Below are 18,191 nucleotides of genomic sequence, written 5' to 3'. Positions count from 1 at the left end.
GCCGCTCAGTCCCCCAACTGCTCCAGCAGCGCGAATCCGCTGCGGTCCAGCTGGTAGAACACCTGGCCCCCGAGCCGCTGCCGCCACACCACGCCCGCCTCGGTCAGCACCCCCAGATGCTGGGAGACGGTGCTCTTCGCGAGACCGAGGGACTGGGCGACCACGGTCGTGGTCTTCGGCACCTGGAGGGCCCTGATGATCTTCGCGCGGCCGCCGCCGATCAGCAGGGCCAGCCGGTCGGTGTCCGGCTCGGGGGGCTTGTCGTGGGTGACGGAGTGCAGGAATCCGGTCGCCCTGGCCTGGTAGGACATGGCGGTGACGTGCTCGTTCGAGGTGAAGATGCGCGTCACGGCGGAGAACATGCTGGGCACGAGCACCAGCTTGGACCGCTGCACGTCCCGGCTGAGGTCCAGGTGGTACGGCGCGGTCAGCCGGGGCCGCTGCCACAGCACCCGGCCCTCCAGCTCGGCCAGCATCGCCTCCGGCCCGTTGACGGCCAGGGTCCGGCCCCGGAACAGGACCTCCTCCTCCAGGGAGGCGCGGATGGCGGCCCAGGAGGGGCTCAGCGCCCGGTCCCAGTAGTCCTCGACCAGATCGGCGACCCGCCGGGCCTCGCGGTCCTCGCCCTCGTCGCATCGCCGTCGCAGGAAGTCCAGTTCCTCCTGGAGCGAGGCGCGCGCGGGGTCGGGGACGTAGGCGTGCGCATGCCGCAGGAACGGGGGCTCCCGCCGGTGCACGAGCGCTACGACGGCGTCCATCAGCTTCGGCGGCACCGCACGCCGGGTCTGCCGTACCCAGCCTGTGTACGGCGTGGGCACGGCCCCCCGGTAGCGCGCGAGGAGCGCCAGGCTGCCGAGGGTCTCCCACAGCGGGCTGAGGGCCAGCCGGATCGAGCGCAGGCTCTCGTCGTCGACGTCCAGACGGATCATGACGGGCGCGGGACCACGGGGCGGGTCACCACTGGAAGATCCCGCTGTCGTCCTGGTCCATGAGGAACTCCACGACGTCGGGAAGGGCCTCCGCCGGGTCGATGCCGTACTCCTCGGCGAGCCCCTCGGCGATGTCCGCGACCGTGCGGTCGCCGTCGGCCAGCCGGTAGATCAGCTCGGCGGCGCCGGACAGCAGGACCGCCTGGTCGCGGTAGCCGAGCAGCAGCCCGTCCGCGACCCGGCGGATGCGGATGCCGAGGGTCCTGCGGGGGACGTCCAGGGGGCCGGGCCGGCCGCTCACGAGACCTCCACGCGCATCGCTATGTCCTGGCAGATGGTGAGCACCCGGTTGATCCAGGGGCGGGGGTCCTCGGGGTCGTAGTCCCGCATGGTCTCCAGGGCCCAGTAGTCCTCGAAGGACAGGCCGTCCGGCCGGGCGGCCCGGAATCGCTGGGGGCGCCACTTGGGGGCCTGGCTGCCGAACTGGCCGTGTCCTTCGAGGAGCGCGTCGATGCTGGAGCCGAGGGCGGCGCGCGCGGAGAGGGTGGCGCTCTCCAGGTTGCCGGCCTTCATCTGCCCGAGCGCGTCCTCGACGCAGTTGTCGGAGGCGCCCAGCGAGCGGGCGATCATGAACGAGCGGAAGGCGGACTCGGCGAGCTGCTTCGACCGGGCCTCGAACCACTCGGCGCCCCGGAGGATCACGCGGCTGTCCAGGCGGCCGAGCGCCAGCTCCTCCCGGGGGGCCAGCACCCGGGCCGGCGCGACGCCCCGGTTGTACTCGTCCTCGGAGACCTTGGCGAGCATCTGGTCGTAGTGGCTGTCCAGCCAGTACGTCACCTCCCAGCGCCGCTCCTCCAGATAGAACGACTGGCTGCGCACCCGGGGCGGGTTGAGCGGGAGCGTGATGCTCGACTGACCGGGAAGGTCGGACTCCCGCGAGGTGACGACGTAGAAGTCGTAGTCGCTGCGCTCGTTGTGCCAGCCGTGCGCCACCGAGCCGACGAGGGAGACCGCGAGGGCGTCCTCAGGAATCAGCTGCCGCTCCCGGAGGACCCGCAGCCACTGGCCAGATTCGTTCTCCTGCACCCGAACACCCCTTGTTCGCAACGCCGTTGCCAAACCCCGGACATGGGAGTGCGGTGATCATAGACCGCCGTCGGCGCCCCGGCACGGTGCGGTGTTCGGCGAGAACCGAATCCGTAGGCCGCCCGACCGTACTCGGTTACTGTGATCGCCAGCCGGGCTGGAGTGGCCTGAAACGGGCCGCCTCCTCCCGCTGATTTCTCCGGTGGACGCGCCGAGTTGCTGGAGGGAGGTGGGCCAGAATGCAGAAGTACACCAAGCCGACGACGAAGACCGTCAGCCAGGGCACCTCTCTGATGGTTCTCGCCTGACGTCAAGACGAGCGGGTGAGGGCTTCGCGGGTCGGGGCCCTCACCCTCGCCCGGACCGTGCATGGCGCCGGGCGGTGGCCCGAGGAACAAGACATGTGTGGAATAGCGGGAATTGCCCGTCTGGGCAGCCGGACGCTCGGCGCCGGGACGGACGCCGTGCTCGATCGACTGGCCGACATCCTCGACCACCGGGGACCCGACGAGCGGGAGATCCTCCGCGACGACTCGGTGGGACTGGTCTTCACCCGGCTGGCCCTGGTCAACCCGGAGGACGGCAGCCAGCCGCTGGTCAGCGACGACGGCTCGCTCGTGCTCGTGGCCAACGGCGAGGTCTACAACCACCGGGAACTGGCCGCCTCGCTGCCCGGTGACGTACGGATGAAGACCGGCTCGGACTGCGAGGTCCTGCTCCACCTGTACCGCGAGCACGGACTCGACTTCCTGCGTGACGTGCGGGGCATGTTCGCCCTCATCCTGTGGGACCGGGCCAGGAACCAACTGGTGCTCGCCCGGGACCGCTTCGGCATCAAGCCCCTCTACTACCACCGCGACGACGCGCGCATCGTCCTCTCCTCGGAGATCAAGGGCCTGTTCGCCGATCCCGCCACACCCCGGCGCTTCGACTGGGAAGGGGCCCTCGCCACTCCCCTGCTGGCCTCCGCCGGCACCTTCAACCACGCACCCGTGTGCACCTGGTTCGAGGGCGTCGAACTGGTCCCGGCGGCCACCATCGAGCGCATCGACCTGGCCGACGGCCGTACCACGCGGCACCGTTACTGGGAGCTGCCGAGCGACGCCGACGAGGGCGCGGACGCCGAGGAGTTCATCGGGCGGTACGGCGAACTCCTGGAGCAGTCCGTCCAGGAGTGCGTCACGGCCGACACCGAGCTGGGACTGTTCCTCTCCGGCGGCATCGACTCCTCCGCCGTGCTCGCGCTGGCCGGGGACAAGCGCGCGGGCATGCACACCTTCACGGCGCTCACCGGCGGCACCTTCGACAACGGGGACGCGGAGCACGCGGCCTGGATCGCGCGCGAGCTGGGGGTGCCGAACCACCAGGTGCTCTTCCCGCCGGATCATGTGCCGACCCCGGACGAGTGGCTGCGGCTGTTGTGGCTCACCGAGACCCCGATGTGCGGTCCCGAGGTGTACTACAAGCACGAACTGCACCGCTTCGCCCGCGAGGCCAGGCCCGGACTGCGGGGCATGCTCCTCGGCGCGGCCAGCGACGAGTTCAACGGGGGCTACGCGCGGGACATGGGCGCGCAGGACTGGCCGTCCTTCATGGGCGTCCTCTCCCTCCTCGACCGCGACACCCGCCTCGCGCGCCGCCCGGCCGCGCGGCACTGGTGGGCGCAGGAGCCGTACTTCGTCTCCGAGAAGGCCGTCGACGGGCTGGAGCCGGACGGCGACCGGATCTACCGCGCGTATCTCGACTCCGAGTACCGGCAGATCCAGCAGTACAACGTGTGGCACGAGGACCGTACGGCGGCCGGCAGCGGGGTCGAGGCCCGGGTGCCCTTCCTGGACCACCGCCTGGTCGAGCTGTGCGCGCGGATACCGGAGCGGCTGCGGCCCGAACTCCTGTGGAACAAGCGGATACTCAGGCAGGCGGTCGGGCACCGGCTGCCGGAGCGGATCGCCGAGCGGCCCAAGGTCCCCTTCTTCTACGGCGACGGGACGTACCACTCGTACCGCATGCTGGTCCGGCTGATGCGCGCGGACTCCGGCGCCCTCGTGGAGCGGGCGCTCGCGGCGCCCGGCGCCGCGGACTTCATCGACGGGGACCGGGTGCGCGCCCACCTCGCCGGGATCGGCGAGGGCAGGACCGACTCGCCGTCCGTGGAGATGCTGATGCGTGTCCTGAACATGGGTCTGCTCGCGGAGCTGGCCGTGGACGCGCCGCGTCTGGAGGACACGTCGGCGGGTCCGGTGCTCCGGGAGATCACCGGCGGCGCCCCGGTGTCCGACGCCGTGACCGACCTTCCCGAGCTGCCCGGCGAGGGGGTGCCCGCGTTCGCGGAGAACGTGCTGCTGCTCACCGATCCGGCGGGTTCCGACTGGTACCTGATCAAGGACGGCGAGATCGAGTTCGTGCTCCAGGCGGGCTCGCCGACCCTGGAGGTGCTGCGGGCGGTGGACGGCAAGAGCCCGCTGGCCGACCTGCTGGCGCCCCTGGGGGAGGAAGGGGAAGGGGAGGCACGCACCGACGTGGGCGATCTGCTGGAGCTCGGATTCCTGGCCTGGGCCGGCTGATGTACCGGGAGCGGGCGACCGAGCCGCTCCTCGCGGCACGGGACGCGGGGCGGGCGCGCGGCGACGGCTACACCAGCAGCTTCGGCCGCTGGGACCGTCTCGCCGGGGTGCGCAACCGGCCCCACAGGTCGTTCGCCGGACCCGGATCGCTCTGCTTCCCGCCCGAGCTGTACCCGGTCGCGACGCACCCCCTGGTCACGGCCGGCGGTCCGGAGCAGGTGGAGTGGCTGCTGCTGCGCCGGCTCCACGACTACCTGGACTTCACCACCCAGCTCGAATCGCTCGCGGTCATCCCGGTGGTGACCGCGATCAGCGGGGGCCGCTCGGGGCTGGACCTGCCGGAGGGCATGCGGGCGGACGCGTTCAAGATCATGACGGACGAGGCGTGGCACGCGCAGGGCTCGTACGACTTCGCGCAGCAGGTGGCGCGGGCGACCGGGGTGCCCGCCGAGCGGCCGGACGGCGGCGGCCCGCCCGCGTTCGCGCAGCGGCTGGACGCCGTCCGGGACCGGCTGCCCGCCGGGATCAGGGGCGTCGAGGCGCTCGTCTTCGCGATCGTGAGCGAGACCCTGATCTCCGGGATCCTCGCGCAGATCCCCCGGGACGAACGGCTGCCCGGCTCCCTGCGGGAGCATGTGCGGGACCACGCCGAGGACGAGGGGCGCCACCACGTCTACTTCCGTGCCGTGCTCCGCCATCTGTGGGCCGCCCTGACGCCGGGCGAGCGCGGGGCCGTGGGACCGCACGTCCCGGCGGCGATCCACGCGTTCCTCGCGCCCGACCGCGCGCGGGCGGCCGGGGATCTGCGGACGCTGGGACTGCCGGAGCGGGACGTCGAGCAGGTCGTCGCGGAATCCTGGCCCGAGGAGCGGGTGGTACGGGACATGGCCGGGGCCGCGCGTTCGCTCGTCCGCTATTTCACCGAGGCGGGGGCGCTCGACGATCCGGCCACCCGGGATTCCTTCGAAACGGCCGGACTCCTCTGCCTGGATTGACAGTTCGATGAATTCGCGGCCGTCCCGGGCGACGTTTTCGATCTTGACAGTTTGCGTTCTGGCGTGATCACATGCTGGTCATTTGACGGCCCCTGTGCTGCTTCAACCGGCGTCTGAACGATGGATTCCTCGTGATGGACGCGTCCAGGGCGCTCTTCGACGACCACAGAGGGACAGGGGACACCTCGTGCGAGCAGAGGACGACTTCACGCGGCGCGCCGGAGCACTGCTGCGTGCCGCCGCCAACGACCTCAAACGCGACGACGAGAACGCCGAGCGCGAACTCGGTCTGGACAAGGGGACGTTCGCGGAATACTGCGCCGGGACCCGGCCGGTGACCTGGGAGTTGATGCGCCGCGCGGCCGAGGTCTGGCCGCTCGACGAGCGGGATCTGCTGCCCGGCCGCGACGACTGTCCGGCCGGGGTGCGCGTCATGCGGCACGAGGAGTCCCGGGCCGGCGGGCGGGTGCTCAGCCGGGGCGGGGAGCCGTACTACGAGTACCGGGACACCGCGATGTCCCGGATCGCGTCCTACCGCCCCGAGTGGATCCGGATGCTGCGGGTGGTCGAGGACGACGAGCCGGACAACCCGCTTGTCCAGTGGAATCGCGGCCATCTCCTCTACCAGTTCACGTACTTCATCGGCCCGGTCAACTACTACTACCGCTGGAACGGCGTCTCGCACTGCGTCCCCATGGACACCGGCGACTCCGTCTGGGGCCTGCCCTTCGCCCCGCACTCCTTCACCTCGCGGTCCGCCACCGAGCCGGCCTGCATCCTCGCCCTGACCTACGGCGGCTCCCTGCTCGGCGACGCGCAGCGCGAGCTGGCCGTCCTGGGCAACGCCACGACGCGGGCGCTGGCGATCCCGCTGGACGAGGACACGCGACGGCCGGGCGCGATGATCCGGTCCTTCATGGACGCGGGCGCGGTCACGGTGGCCGAGCTGGCCGACCGCACGGGCCTGTCACCCGAGCGCACCGAGGAACTCGCCGAGGGCGCCACGCACCCCGACGTGGAGGAACTCGACCTGCTGGCCCACGCGTTGGGCGTCTCGGTACGGGACCTCCTGCCACCACGCACCGAGACGGCCGACGGGATCTCCCTCCAGCACGCCCGGGACGCCCGCAGCTGGGTGTGGCCCGAGGAGGACGCGCCGGCCTACCGGATCACCCGGCTCGCCGGTGACCCGCTCCACCCGCACACCTCGGCACTCCAGGTCGACGTCCTGGCCTCCGCCGCCGGGCGGTCGGCTCCGCTGACCACGTACCAGCACCAGTACCTGTACGTCCTCGGCGACGAACCTGTCTCCATACGCTGGGAGTTCGCGGGCCGGCAGGTCGAGGAGAGGCTCGCGCCGGGTGACTCGGCGTACGTGCGCCCCCAGGTGCCGATCACGTTCGCGGCGACCGGGGAAGGCGGCCGGCCCCGCGTCCTGCTGCTGCGGATCTCCGGTTCGGTCACCCCCGAAGTGCGGTACGCCGTCGGCACGATGGCGCCCGGCGGCGTCGACCGGTACGTGGCCGAGGACCGGCTGTGGTACAGCTGACCGCCGTCCGGCGCGGGCACCGGCTCGCCGGGGGCCGGGGGACGTACCGATGAGCGAGTCGCTGCTCGTCCTCCATGAGCGCCCCGCGCTCCCGGACGCGGTGTGCACGGGTCTCCAGCGGCTGCCCGGCCATCCCGCCGCGTATCTGGGCGAGGGCGCGGCCGACCGGCTGGGCGCGGTGATCGAGGCGCTCGGCGGCCGCCGGGTGCTGTTCGTGCACGGCCGTACGTCCTACCGGCGGTCCGGTGCCGGGGAGTCGGTCGAGGGATGGGCGGGCCGCTACCGGGTCGCGCACTTCGACGGCGTCAGGCCGAACCCGAGGATCGCGCAGGTGCGGGACGGCGTGGCGCTGGCCCGCGGTTTCCGTCCGGACGTGGTGGTGGGCGTCGGCGGGGGCAGCAGCCTGGACGTGGCCAAGGCGGTCGCGGTGCTCGGCGCCCAGTCCGCCGACCCGCTGGACTGTCTGCGCGACCCGCGCCTGGTGACCCGGCGGCGCTCGGCCGCGCTCGTGCTGCTGCCCACCACCGCCGGTTCCGGCAGCGAGATGACCCGGTTCGCCACCGTGTACGTCGAGGGCCGCAAGCACTCCCTCGACCTCGCCCAGGCCCGCGCGGACCTCGTCCTCGTCGACCCCCGGCTCACCTCCTCGCTCCCCCCGCGCGACTTCGTGGCCAGCGGCCTGGACGCGCTGGCGCAGGCCGTCGAGTCGTACTGGTCGGTCTCGGCGGACGGCGGGTCCCGGGCGCTGGCCCTCGCCGCCCTGGAACGGCTGCTGCCACCGCTCGCCCGCGCCGCCGGCACGGGCTCCTTCGCGGACCCGGGCGTGCGGGCCCAGCTGGCCCACGGGGCCTCGCTGGCCGGCGCCGCCATCGACGCCACCCGTACGACCGCGGCCCACGCGCTGTCGTACGAGCTGACCGCGCGCCTCGGCCTCGCCCACGGCACCGCCGTCGCGCTGCACCTGGACTGGCTGATGGCCCGGCACGCCGCCCTGAGCGAGGACGAATGCCGGCATCCGGAGGGCGCCGCCGGGGTGCGGCGGCGGGTGGAGATGGTGCAGCGCCTCGCCGAGGAGACCACCGGCGCAAGCGTGGAGCCCCTGGTGCGGCGGCTGCTGTCCGCCGCGGGGCAGCCGGTCGGGCTGCGGGAGCTGGCCCTCCCGGCGCACGGCTGGCGGCAGCCGCTGACCGCCGCGCTCGCCTCCAACCGGGCATGGAACAACCCGTGCGTCCTCACCGAGGACGACATCCTTCGTTTCCTCGTCTGAACCCGACCCGTTTCCGCCGCCAAGGAGGAACCGCTGTGACCCGACCCCGCGTGCTCTACACCGACCCGCCGTGGCTGGTCGAGGACGGACGCCCCGACCCCGCGCTGGCCACGGTGGAGCGCGACGTCCTCGGCTCCGACGTGGAGCTGGTGTTCGGCCCCCATGACGGCACGAGGTACCTGACCACCAGCCCCGAGATGCTGGAGCGGGCCGCCGGGATCGACGTCCTCGTGGTCTACCGCACCCAGGTCACCGAGGAGTTGCTCGACGCCGCGGGGAAGGGGCTGCGGGTGGTGGTCCGGCAGGGCGTGGGCGTCGACAACCTCAACGCCGCCCTGCTCGCGGACCGCGGGCTGCCCGCCTACAACGTGCCCGACTACTGCGTGGACGAGGTCTCGACCCACACGGCCGCACTGGCCCTCGCCCTGGAACGGCAGCTGATGCCGCAGCACCGGACGCTGGTGGGCGGGACGTTCGACATCTACGCCGGCGGCACCCCGCACCGCACCAACCGCCGCACCCTCGGCATCGTCGGCTTCGGCCGCATCGGCCGGGCCGTCGCGCGGCGGCTCGGCGCCTTCTACGGGCAGGTCCTGGTGTACGACCCGTACGTGGGCCGCGACCTCGCCGAGGGCTACGGCGCGCTCGCCGTCGACACCCTGGAGGAGCTGCTGGCCCAGTCCGACCTGGTGACCCTGCACTGCCCGCTGACCCCGGAGACCGACGGGCTCATGGGCGAGGCGGCGCTGCGCGGGATGAGGCCCGGAGCCTTCCTGGTCAACGCCGCCCGGGGCCGGCTGGTGGACCCGGAGGGCCTGCACCGGGCGCTGGCGGAGGGCTGGATCGCCGGGGCCGGGCTCGACGTCTTCTCACCCGAGAACCCGCACCAGGACCCCCGCTGGCACCCGGTCCTCGCGCACCCCTCGGTGGTCGTCACGAGCCACCGGGCGTTCCTGTCCGAGGAGGCCGAGGCCAGCAGCCGGCGCCGCGTCGCCGAACTGGTGGGCGCCGCTCTGGAGGGACGCACGCACGGGCTGGTCGGAAGGGTGACGGCGCCCGAGTCGGCGCGCTGACCGCGGTGTCGTGCCGGGACCCGGTCAACGGGCCCGGCACGAGGGCCGGTTCACGCCGTCCACGGATGCCGCCAGTCAACGGGGTCGACGGCGGTGCCGTGCTCCGTGCGCCACGGGGTGAGGTCGACGGGGGCCGGGCGGGGGGTGTCGGCCGGGTCGTCGGCGAGGGCGACGGTCCACAGCGGGACCAGGCGCGCGCCGCGCTTGACCTTCGCGGAGTAGGCGCCGATGCCCAAGTGGAGGGCGGTCAGGCCGCGTTCGCTCATGTAGTCGATGGGCAGGTAGTAGCACAGGCCGTAGTACTCGTAGGCGTCCCGCAGCGCCCCGTAGTCGAAGCCGGCCGCGCGGGCGTAGAGGGTGCCGCGCCACTCGTACATCACGGCGACACCGACCAGGCGGCCGTCGCGGCGGGCGGTGAACACCACGGACCGGTCGTCCAGACAGGCCGCCTGGTCGGCGAAGGTGCGGTGGATCTCCTCGACGGTGGTCGAATGGCCGTACTTGGCCTGGAGGTTGGCCAGCAGCGGCACGGCCTCGTCCAGGCACTCGCCGAGCCGCTGCCGGCCCAGCTCGTACCCGGCGGCGAGGAAGCGGGCGTACTCGCCCTTGAGTCTGATCCGGCGGCGGCTGACCAGAGTGGCGCAGTAGCCGGCGAAGTCCAGCCCCCCGGTGTGCAGGGTGGCGTCGCCGCAGTCGAAGTCGACGGCGGCCCCGCGCCGGTGCAGGGCCGCCGCCGTGCGGTTCGTGGCGAACAGGAACAACGAGCCCGTCCGGGACGGGGGGCTGAGCTTCCCGCGGGCTTCCAGCAGCAGGTCGAGGACGGCGTCGTCGTACTCCGCCGCCCTCGGTATCCCGCAGCTGTACCCGCGGTGCGAGCCCGCGACCCCCCACTCCCCGCCCGCGCCCATCTGGTCCAGGCGGGGCCGGCGGGCGTAGAACTTGTTGTGCTCCCGCTCGATCTCGTACAGCGGCAGCCCGCCGACCAGCCGGTCGCCCGCGTACGCGAGGAGGTACGTCACCGGCGCCCCGCTCTCGCGTTCCACCGCGCGCAGCCAGCCGTGGGACAGGTAGAAGCCCTCGGGTTCGGCGAGGGCGTCCCAGTCCTCGGCAGCCACCTTGTCCAGGGTGGTCGCGGTTTCCAGTCGCAGACCGGTGGGGTGCATCGTGTCATCCGCCTCAGCTGTGCAGGGGGTCGATCAGAGGGAACAGGGGCCGCGGCGGCGCGTCACCGGTGCGCGCGCACCGTGTCCACCAGCATGCGCGCGGCGCGGACCACGTCCTCGCCGGAGCGGGCCAGCGCCAGCCGGACCTGGCGCACGCCGTCCTCGGGCCGGTCCCAGTGGAAGGGGCCGCAGGGCAGGACGTGGGTGCCCCGCCGCACCAGCTCGTCGTAGAGCGCGACGGCGTCCGGGCCGTCGTCGGGCAGCGTCACCCGGGCCACGCTGATCCGGGCGTCGGGGTCGGTGAGGGTCACCGGGCCGCCGTCGAGGACCTCGGCCAGGGCGCGGCGGTTGCGGGCGACCAGGTCGTGGAGTTCGGCGTAGCCGCCGCGCTCGGCGTCCTGGGCGAACCGGGTGAGCATCAGCAGCACGAGCGGGGACACGGACAGCAGGACGTCGCTGAAGTACTCCAGCAGCGGCAGGTCGGTGTGCTCGCCCCAGGCCAGGAAGCCCGCCTTCAGCTCCAGGGTGGGCCACAGCTTGCCGGTGTCCTCGATGACGACCCACTGCGCGCCCGACTCGTTCAGGATCGCGTAGGTGTCGTACTGCGCCCTCTTGTCCTGCGCGCGGAAGCACGTGTCCATCGCCAGCACGCGGCCGGTGCGGGCGCAGAAGGCGGCGAGGCGGCGCAGTCCGTCCTCGGCGAGCACCCAGCCCGTCGGGTTGTTGGGCGTGGTGACGAACACCGCGCCCACCTCGTCCGGGAGTTCGGGCTCGCCACCCTCGAACTCGGCCTCGGTCAGGGGAAACAGCGAAAGGCCGCGGCCCTTGAGGAGGTCCGGGATGTTGTCGAAGGTCGGGTGCACCAGGGCGATGGTCCCGGTGCGGTGCGCGAGGGCGCGGGCCGTGATGTCCATCGCGACGGACGAGGAGTAGCAGCTCACCAGCCGGCCGGTGCCGACGGGCGCCTGGCGCTGGCCGATGCCGTGCAGGAACGCCCGCTGGGCCTCGGCCTCGATCTCCTCGAAGACGCGCTTCTCGGCCTCGTCGAAGAGGACGGGCAGGCTGTCCACGATGGCGCGCTGCGAGGCGGTCAGCGGCATCCGCGGGTGCCCGTCGGACACGTTGAGGCCGCCGATCAGCGCGTCGGTCTCCATGGAGGTCAGGTTCCGCCGGTCCGGCTCGGCGCCGGCCTGCGTCCGTGCGGTGACGCCGGTCGTTGTGGCCATCAGTGTTCCTCCCCCGTCTCGGCCGCCCGCGTCCGCCCGGAGCGCAGCGCGACCTGTCCCAGCAGTTCGAATGCGACCACGGACGCGGCGTGGCTGGTGATGTCCGCGTGGTCGTACGGCGGCGCGACCTCGACGATGTCCAGGCCCCGGTAGTTCAGCGGGCCCAAGGCCCGCAGGTAGCGCAGGGTTTGATAGGAGGTCGGCCCGCCCACCTCGGGCGTGCCGGTGCCCGGGGCGTACGCCGGGTCGATGAAGTCGATGTCGAAGGACAGCATGACGGGGCGGTCGCCGACCCGTTCGCGGACCCTGCGCCCGAACTCCTCGGGCGTGAGGTCCACCAGCTCGTCCCAGCCGATGACCTCGTAGCCGAGCGCCTTGCCCGAGTCGACGTCGTCGGGGTGCACGGAGCCGCGCATGCCGACCTGGATGCTGGTGTGGGGATCGACCACCCCCTCCTCCACGCCGCGGCGGAACATCGTGCCGTGGAAGTGCTTGACGCCGTAGTAGTCGTCGAGGACGTCCCCGTGCGCGTCGAAGTGGATGACGCTCACCGGCCCGAGGTGGCGGGCCATGGCGCGCATCTCCGCCATGACCAGGCTGTGGTCGCCGCCGAGCAGCAGCGGCACGATGCCCCGCTCGTACAGCGGGGCGAGGAACTCCTCAAGGCGTTCCAGGGTCAGCTCGTGGTAGCCGGGGACGACGGGCGCGTCGCCCGCGTCGACCATCGACAGGGCCCGGGTGATGTCCACGCCCGTGGCCGGGTTGTGGTCGCGCAGCAGGATGCTGGCCGCGCGGATCGCCTCGGGGCCGAAGCGGGCCCCGGAGCGGTAGGAGACCGCCGAGTCGGTGGGCACGCCGACGACCGCCACGTCGACTCGGCCCTCGGCGGTCAGGGGGTCGTCCACCCAGGGCAGCCGCATGAAGGTGCGCGGGCCGGACGCGATACGCGGTTTGGTCATGCTGTCCCGCGGGCGGTAGTGCTCGCTCACGCGTCGGCCTTCCGCAGCAGCCAGCCCACACAGAAGCCGGTGGAGTCCATGGCGGGGTCGGTGGTGTCGTAGGCGTCGACGCGCAGCCCGCACTCGGTGAACAGCTTCTCCCACCACTGCCTGGTCTCCAGGCGCTGGCTGGTGAAGGGGTGCATCAGCAGATAGGCGTTGTAGTACGCCTGCGCCAGCGGCTGCGACATCGCCTTGCGGTCGGAGGACTTCAGGTCGATGTCGATGACGGCCAGGGTCAGGTCGGGCGACTCGGCGAAGAGCTTGGTGAGCATGCGGCGCACGCCCTCCTCGCCCTCCTGGCCCAGCACCTCGTGGATCACGAAGGCGTAGACGGCGAGGTCGGGCTTGTCCTTGGTGTTCTCGATCCACTGCACCGCGTCGACCTGCTCGATCGTCACGCGGTCCGCGGTGGGCTGGCCCGCCACCCAGGTGCGGGCGGCGGCCGCGCCGTCGGCGTCGGGTTCGATGCCGACGGCCGTCATCTCCGGGTAGTCCGCGCACAGTTCGGTCAGGTAGACGCCGCTGCCGCAGCCGAGGTCCACCAGGCGCCGGTAGTCGCGGCCGTCCTCGGCGAGCAGCTTGCGCAGCAGCGGCAGCGAGTCGTGCATGCTGATGCCGCAGCTGCCGCTGCCGACGTAGCCGCCGCGCCGCGGGGCCGGTCCGGTGCCCTCGGCCAGGTGGTCGCCGAGCGCCAGGAAGGTCTGGCCGTAGCCGCCGACCATCATCTCGTACCAGGGGCGCGCCTCCTCGTAGGCGCGGGCGAGGTCGGTGAGGGTGAGCACGCCGTCCGCGGAGCGGTCGAGCAGACCCGCGGCGACCCAGTAGTCGGCCATCGCGGTCAGCCGCGCCCGGTCGAGCTTCTTGGCGGTGACCAGGGCGTCGACGGTGGTGCCCGCCTCGAACGCGTCCTGGAGGCCGGACTGCTGGAGGGTGAAGATCATGGTGCTGAGGACGTAGCCCCTGAACGGCTCAAGGGCACGTACGAGGTGGGACTCGCGAATGGGCATGGGGAATCCAATCGGTGTCGGTGCGTACGCGGAACGGCGCCGGCTGCCCGGCGCCGGAGATCAGCCGTCGAGGCCGTCCAGCACGGGGCTGGCGACGGGCCGGCCGGCTGCGAACAGGTCGTGGAACTTGGCCTGGAACGCCTCGGGCGGGCCGAGGAAGAGCCGCTCGTAGAGGACCTGGCGGGTGCCGAAGCGGTTCATGGTGAGGTCGGCGGCGGCACGCAGCAGCCGGCCGTGCGCCAGGCCGTCGACGCCGTCTCCGGCGAAATAGGTCTGCATGAAGGCGTGGCCGGCCGACTCGGGGTCCTCGTCGGCGGTGACGGGGTGCATCACCAGGCCGCTGCTGGCGATCGCCTGGAGCAGCTCGACGGCGCGGGGGTAGAGCCGGGCGTTGAGCATCCCGGACGCGGCGAGGGGCACGGACTCGCAGACGTACTGGCCGAATTCGTCGGGCCGGGTGCCGGTCTCGGCGGAGACGACGAGGCCGCGCAACGTCTCGACGATGCCCGCGAGTTCGCCCAGCTGCTGGCGCACGAGCGGCTGCCGGTCGCGGCCGGCGGCCCGCGCGCAGCGGGCGGCCAGGTCGTACACGGTCTCCGCCTTCACCCAGGCGCGGACGGCGGACTGGTGCCAGGCGTAGGAGGTCATGCCGGTGCCGGGGCGCAGGTTGTTGGCCCTGTCCACGTCGCCGTGGATGAAGACGCGGTCCCAGGGGACGAGCACGTCGTCGAAGTGGCAGATCGCGTCCAGTTCGTCGAAGCGGCCCGCGAGCGGCCCGTCCCCGGCGGGGGCGGAGGCGTACGAGGGGCGGGAGTACAGGGTGAGTCCGGGCGTGGCCACCGGGACGGCGAAGCACAGCGCCTGGTCGGTCTCGGACTCGCCGAGCGGGCGGAAGGGGTAGATCACCAGGTCGTCGGCGAACGGGGACAGCGTCGCGAGCATCTTGGCGCCGCGGACGACCACGCCCTCGTCGGTGGTGCGTATCGCGCGCAGCGCCTGCACCTCGCCGTCGGGTCGCGGGCCGAGGTGGCGGTCGGCGGGCGGGTCGCTGATGGCATGGGTGAGCAGGAGGTTGGCGGCGCGCGCGTGCTGCCAGTAGGCGCGGACGTTGTCGGCGTAGGGGCCGAAGTGGTCGGCGGCGCCGGCCCAGGCGGTGAGGACGGTGGCGACGAAGTCGGGGCTGCGGCCCATCAGCCCACCGCTGAGCCGGGCGATCCGCGCGAAGGCCCGGCCGCGCTCGCGCACCTCCTCGGCCGAGTGGGCCAGGGAGTAGGCGAGGGGGTGCCCGTCCTTGCCGGTCAGCTCGCCGTCCGGTCGGTGCTCGTCGAGCAGGTCCGCGAGGAAGGCGGCCATGCCCTCGGTCCTCGGGTCGTGGGCCAGGTCGGCGACCGGTCGGCCCGCGAGATACACCCGCCGGCCGTCGGCGAGACCGACCAGGTACGACTTGCCGGTCCGGCTTCCGTTCGGCGGTGCGGTGCTGGTGGCCATACGTTTCTCCAGGGTCCGGGAGGGTGGACGGGGAGGGGCGGGGCGCGCGGGCGCCCCGGGGCAGGCTCGGTAGGGCGGGCGTCGCAGGGGGCGTCGTAGGGGGCGTCGCAGGGGGCGTCGTAGGGGGCGTCGTAGGGCGGGCGCCCGAGGTGAAGCGCCGCGAGGCAGGGCGTCCTGGGGCGGACGCCCCGGGTCGGGGGCGTCCGGGCCGGACGCCGTACGTCACGCGGCGCGGACCGGGCGCCCCACGTCACCCGGCGCGGGGCAGCCGTACGCCGGGCACGGTCACGCGCCGCACCATGCCTCGGTGGCCGCCGTCCGCACGTCGGCCGCCAGGACGTCCGGGTCGGTGTGCCACAGCAGCACCGAGACACCGAGCGCGCCCGAGGTGCCGGTGTGGGTGTGCTGCGCGGCCCGGCGGACGTGCACGAGGCGCTTGCTCGTCGTCTCGGGGGTGTACCGGTGGCGCTCGCCCGGCATGACGGGGATCCACACCCAGGCGGCCTGCGTGCCCGTGGGGCGCGGCTGCGGGACGGGCAGATCGGCCTGAAGGGCGAGGTTGGCCTCCTCCAGGTTCAACCCGGCGTGCAGCCGGGCCAGTTCGGAGACCAGGGCGCCGGGGGCGCGGCCGGCGACCTCCACGACGACCAGCTCGTCCTCGCGGTTGACGGCGAACTCGGTGTGGACGACGAAGGACCCCTCGGCGCCGAGGGCGGCGACCACCGCGTCGTTCAACTCGTGTGCGCGGCACGCGAGTTCGCTGCCGGACGGAACGGTCCAGCCGCCGAGCCGGCGCCCGTCGGGCAGGTCGAGCAGCGGGCCGAGGTACGTGCCGGTCTGGACCGGGGTGACCACGCCGTCGCGGACCAGGCTGTTGACGTGGTGGAAGGTGCCGTCGAGGAACTCCTCGATCTGCCACCCCTCCTCGCCCTGGTGCCCGGCGAGCCAGTCCCGCAGCTCCGGTTCCGTGCACAGGACGGCGACGCCGCGGGAGTTGGCCTCCCGCCGGGGCTTGGCGACGGCGGGCAGGCCGATGGTCCCGGTGACGAGCGGCACGCCGGTCCCCGGGTCCGGCACCCCGTCGGTGAGGGCGAGGAAGCGCGGCACCCGCACGCCGGCCGCGGCGAGGCGCTCCTTCATCAGCACCTTGTCGATGTAGTGCGCGGGGTGGGCCGGATGCCGGGCGGGCAGGCCGAACCCGGCGCGCAGCTCGGCGCAGGAGATGAGGCAGTACTCGTCGTTGGTGACGATCTGCACCGGCCGGTCCCCGGCGAGCCGCCGGATCTCCGTGGCCCATCTGGCGCGCGGCGCGCGGTGGACCGCCGGGGTCCCGCCCGGCGCGTCCTCGCGCAGCACGGCGTCGGCCTCGGCGTCGGTGAGGACGACGGTCTCCCAGCGCGCCGGGTCGAAGGTGGCCGCCGGGTCGGTGGTGAGGGGCTGTCGCGAGTGCAGGAGCACCGCCAGGGGGCGCGGGGTGACCGCTTCCGTCGGACGGTGGGTGGGGGAACTGGTCATGATCGGCCTGTCGTGTCGGCGCCGTTGCGGGTGGTGGGAGTGCGGGCGGCGGTCCTGAGCGGCCCGGTGCCGCGCACGGCGGCGCGGGCACGTGTGTGGCGCGTCGGCGGTACGACGCCGGGGACGGGGGCGTCCGGATCGGCCAGCGCCTCCCGGATGGCCGCGAAGTCGTCGGCGAACGCCACGTCGCTGTCGCGGCTGCGCCACGCCACGTGCGGCGAGAGCCGTACCGTGGGCAGCCGCCGCAGCGGATGGCCGCTCGGCAGCGGTTCCGGATCGGTGACGTCCAGGGTGGCGAACAGCCTTCCCTTTGCGCAGAGTTCGGTGAGCGCCTCCTGGTCGACGATGGCCGCGCGGGAGACGTTGACGAGGTGCAGGCCCGGACGGGCACGGCCCAGCGCGGCCCGGTCGAACAGGTGCCGGGTGCCGGCGGTCAGGGGCAGCGCCACCACGAGGTGGTCGGCGTCCAGGGCCCGGCCCAGGTCGGAGGTCTGCCGGAAGCGGGCGCCCGGCTCGGGGCTGCGCCGCAGTACGGTCACGGACGCGCCGAGCGAGTCGAGGACCGCGGCGAGGCGCTGCCCCACGGCCCCCCATCCGGCGACGGTGACCTCGGCGCCCCACAGCCCGACCCCGCCTCCGGTGCTGGCCCCGGCCGGGACCGGCGGGGCGTCCTGGGCCGGTGCCGAGCGGGTGTCCCGCTCCTGCCAGGGTGCCCCGCGCCGCCATTCATGGGTGAGGACGGCGTGCAGGGCGTACTCGGCGAGCGGCGCGGCGTAGCAGCGCCAGCTGCGGGTGAGCAGGGTGTCGGCGGGCCAGTCGGCGAGGTCGATGAAGTCGGCGCCGGCGGAGGTGAGATGGACCCAGGACCACCGGGCGGACCGGAGGACCGAGGCGCGCCGGGCGGCGGACAGTTCGTGCGGGGCCATCAGCAGGATCCCGCCGTGCTCCGGGGCCTCCTGCCAGGGGCGGAGCTCGACCGAGGGGCCGAATGCCGATCGGAGCCGCGGAAGGGAAAGCCGTAGGAGTTCCTCGGTGAGAGCCGTGTGCACCACCGGCCCGACGGTGCTTGCAGACGTGCAGTCGCCGTCGATGATTCCCCCTAAGCCTATGGACCTGTCAAGACGCACGAGCTTCGGCCGTTATCTCTTCGGAGTTAAGCATCCCCGTTCGACCGAGGCAAGCAATTACCCCGACGGCGATTCACAGGGAACTGCGCATTGGTTGCCGCAGGCCCCTGATGACGTTTCGGGCCATTGGTACATACCGGGGTCGTGTGACCTGCGTCACTGCGGTGCATCGTCGGCGCCTGGCTAATATGAAGTTCTGTC

Annotated in this window: 15 protein-coding genes; 5 read left to right on the top strand and 10 right to left on the bottom strand. The window is 73.0% G+C overall.

Annotated elements, in window-relative coordinates:
• Positions 1-5 precede the first annotated feature (5 nt).
• The 3 genes from ACWDD7_RS04050 to ACWDD7_RS04040 are packed head-to-tail and all read right to left on the bottom strand — an operon-like array spanning position 6 to position 2,015.
• The gene (locus tag ACWDD7_RS04050) at positions 6-929 is read right to left on the bottom strand and encodes an ArsR/SmtB family transcription factor (protein ID WP_450456206.1); all 924 of its coding nucleotides are present in this window, start codon (positions 927-929) and stop codon (positions 6-8) included.
• 25 nt (positions 930-954) lie between these two features.
• Complete coding sequence (locus tag ACWDD7_RS04045; RefSeq protein ID WP_351868727.1) at positions 955-1,230, bottom strand: PqqD family protein; 276 nt, start codon at positions 1,228-1,230, stop codon at positions 955-957.
• Positions 1,227-2,015 (bottom strand): hypothetical protein, encoded by a 789-nt coding sequence (locus tag ACWDD7_RS04040; RefSeq protein ID WP_450456204.1) that lies wholly within the window; start codon positions 2,013-2,015, stop codon positions 1,227-1,229. The genes ACWDD7_RS04045 and ACWDD7_RS04040 overlap by 4 nt, the downstream gene beginning before the upstream one ends.
• A 401-nt stretch (positions 2,016-2,416) precedes the next feature.
• Between ACWDD7_RS04040 and asnB the strand changes: the two genes are divergently transcribed.
• The 5 genes from asnB (at position 2,417) to ACWDD7_RS04015 (ending at position 9,463) form a co-directional block, all read left to right on the top strand.
• On the top strand, positions 2,417-4,579 hold the full coding sequence (asnB, locus tag ACWDD7_RS04035; protein ID WP_450456202.1) for an asparagine synthase (glutamine-hydrolyzing): 2,163 nt from the start codon (positions 2,417-2,419) through the stop codon (positions 4,577-4,579).
• Positions 4,579-5,574, top strand: coding sequence for a diiron oxygenase (locus tag ACWDD7_RS04030; RefSeq protein WP_450456200.1), 996 nt, complete (start codon positions 4,579-4,581; stop codon positions 5,572-5,574). The genes asnB and ACWDD7_RS04030 overlap by 1 nt, the downstream gene beginning before the upstream one ends.
• 187 nt (positions 5,575-5,761) lie before the next feature.
• On the top strand, positions 5,762-7,123 hold the full coding sequence (locus tag ACWDD7_RS04025; protein ID WP_450456198.1) for a hypothetical protein: 1,362 nt from the start codon (positions 5,762-5,764) through the stop codon (positions 7,121-7,123).
• Positions 7,124-7,172: 49 nt separating this feature from the next.
• A complete protein-coding gene (locus ACWDD7_RS04020; protein ID WP_450456197.1) occupies positions 7,173-8,390 on the top strand; it encodes an iron-containing alcohol dehydrogenase in 1,218 nt (405 codons plus the stop codon).
• A gap of 35 nt (positions 8,391-8,425) precedes the next feature.
• Positions 8,426-9,463: a C-terminal binding protein gene (locus ACWDD7_RS04015; RefSeq protein ID WP_450456195.1), complete on the top strand. Its 1,038-nt coding sequence runs from the start codon at positions 8,426-8,428 to the stop codon at positions 9,461-9,463.
• A gap of 50 nt (positions 9,464-9,513) precedes the next feature.
• On the opposite strand, the gene ACWDD7_RS04010 is transcribed toward ACWDD7_RS04015, so the two are convergent.
• The 7 genes from ACWDD7_RS04010 to ACWDD7_RS03980 all read right to left on the bottom strand — a co-directional run bounded on the left by ACWDD7_RS04010 (position 9,514) and on the right by ACWDD7_RS03980 (position 17,915).
• Positions 9,514-10,626 (bottom strand): GNAT family N-acetyltransferase, encoded by a 1,113-nt coding sequence (locus tag ACWDD7_RS04010; RefSeq protein ID WP_450456193.1) that lies wholly within the window; start codon positions 10,624-10,626, stop codon positions 9,514-9,516.
• A gap of 62 nt (positions 10,627-10,688) precedes the next feature.
• Positions 10,689-11,852: an aminotransferase class I/II-fold pyridoxal phosphate-dependent enzyme gene (locus ACWDD7_RS04005; protein WP_351868750.1), complete on the bottom strand. Its 1,164-nt coding sequence runs from the start codon at positions 11,850-11,852 to the stop codon at positions 10,689-10,691.
• Positions 11,852-12,841, bottom strand: coding sequence for an agmatinase (gene speB / locus ACWDD7_RS04000; protein ID WP_285552732.1), 990 nt, complete (start codon positions 12,839-12,841; stop codon positions 11,852-11,854). Before speB ends, ACWDD7_RS04005 begins: the two co-directional genes overlap by 1 nt.
• Entirely contained in the window at positions 12,838-13,860 is a 1,023-nt protein-coding gene (locus tag ACWDD7_RS03995; RefSeq protein WP_450456190.1) for a methyltransferase domain-containing protein, read from the bottom strand. The genes speB and ACWDD7_RS03995 overlap by 4 nt, the downstream gene beginning before the upstream one ends.
• A 60-nt stretch (positions 13,861-13,920) precedes the next feature.
• Positions 13,921-15,348, bottom strand: a complete 1,428-nt coding sequence (locus ACWDD7_RS03990) for a 4-hydroxyphenylacetate 3-hydroxylase N-terminal domain-containing protein (RefSeq protein ID WP_450456189.1) — start codon at positions 15,346-15,348, stop codon at positions 13,921-13,923.
• A 285-nt stretch (positions 15,349-15,633) separates the two neighbouring features.
• On the bottom strand, positions 15,634-16,863 hold the full coding sequence (locus ACWDD7_RS03985) for an ATP-grasp domain-containing protein (protein ID WP_450456187.1): 1,230 nt from the start codon (positions 16,861-16,863) through the stop codon (positions 15,634-15,636).
• Complete coding sequence (locus tag ACWDD7_RS03980) at positions 16,860-17,915, bottom strand: NAD(P)-dependent oxidoreductase (RefSeq protein WP_450456186.1); 1,056 nt, start codon at positions 17,913-17,915, stop codon at positions 16,860-16,862. Before ACWDD7_RS03980 ends, ACWDD7_RS03985 begins: the two co-directional genes overlap by 4 nt.
• Positions 17,916-18,191 lie beyond the last annotated feature (276 nt).

The sequence above is a fragment of the Streptomyces sp. NPDC001056 genome, from assembly GCF_053598955.1.
This window is presented reverse-complemented; position numbering and strand designations above follow the sequence as displayed.

Coding starts and splice junctions, on each gene's coding strand:
- ACWDD7_RS04030 (WP_450456200.1), top strand. CDS start 4,579: ATGTACCGGGAGCGGGCGACCGAGCCGCTCCTCGCGGCACGGGACGCG.
- ACWDD7_RS04020 (WP_450456197.1), top strand. CDS start 7,173: ATGAGCGAGTCGCTGCTCGTCCTCCATGAGCGCCCCGCGCTCCCGGAC.
- ACWDD7_RS03995 (WP_450456190.1), bottom strand. CDS start 13,860: ATGCCCATTCGCGAGTCCCACCTCGTACGTGCCCTTGAGCCGTTCAGG.
- ACWDD7_RS04010 (WP_450456193.1), bottom strand. CDS start 10,626: ATGCACCCCACCGGTCTGCGACTGGAAACCGCGACCACCCTGGACAAG.
- asnB (WP_450456202.1), top strand. CDS start 2,417: ATGTGTGGAATAGCGGGAATTGCCCGTCTGGGCAGCCGGACGCTCGGC.
- ACWDD7_RS04050 (WP_450456206.1), bottom strand. CDS start 929: ATGATCCGTCTGGACGTCGACGACGAGAGCCTGCGCTCGATCCGGCTG.
- ACWDD7_RS03990 (WP_450456189.1), bottom strand. CDS start 15,348: ATGGCCACCAGCACCGCACCGCCGAACGGAAGCCGGACCGGCAAGTCG.
- ACWDD7_RS04005 (WP_351868750.1), bottom strand. CDS start 11,852: ATGGCCACAACGACCGGCGTCACCGCACGGACGCAGGCCGGCGCCGAG.
- ACWDD7_RS03985 (WP_450456187.1), bottom strand. CDS start 16,863: ATGACCAGTTCCCCCACCCACCGTCCGACGGAAGCGGTCACCCCGCGC.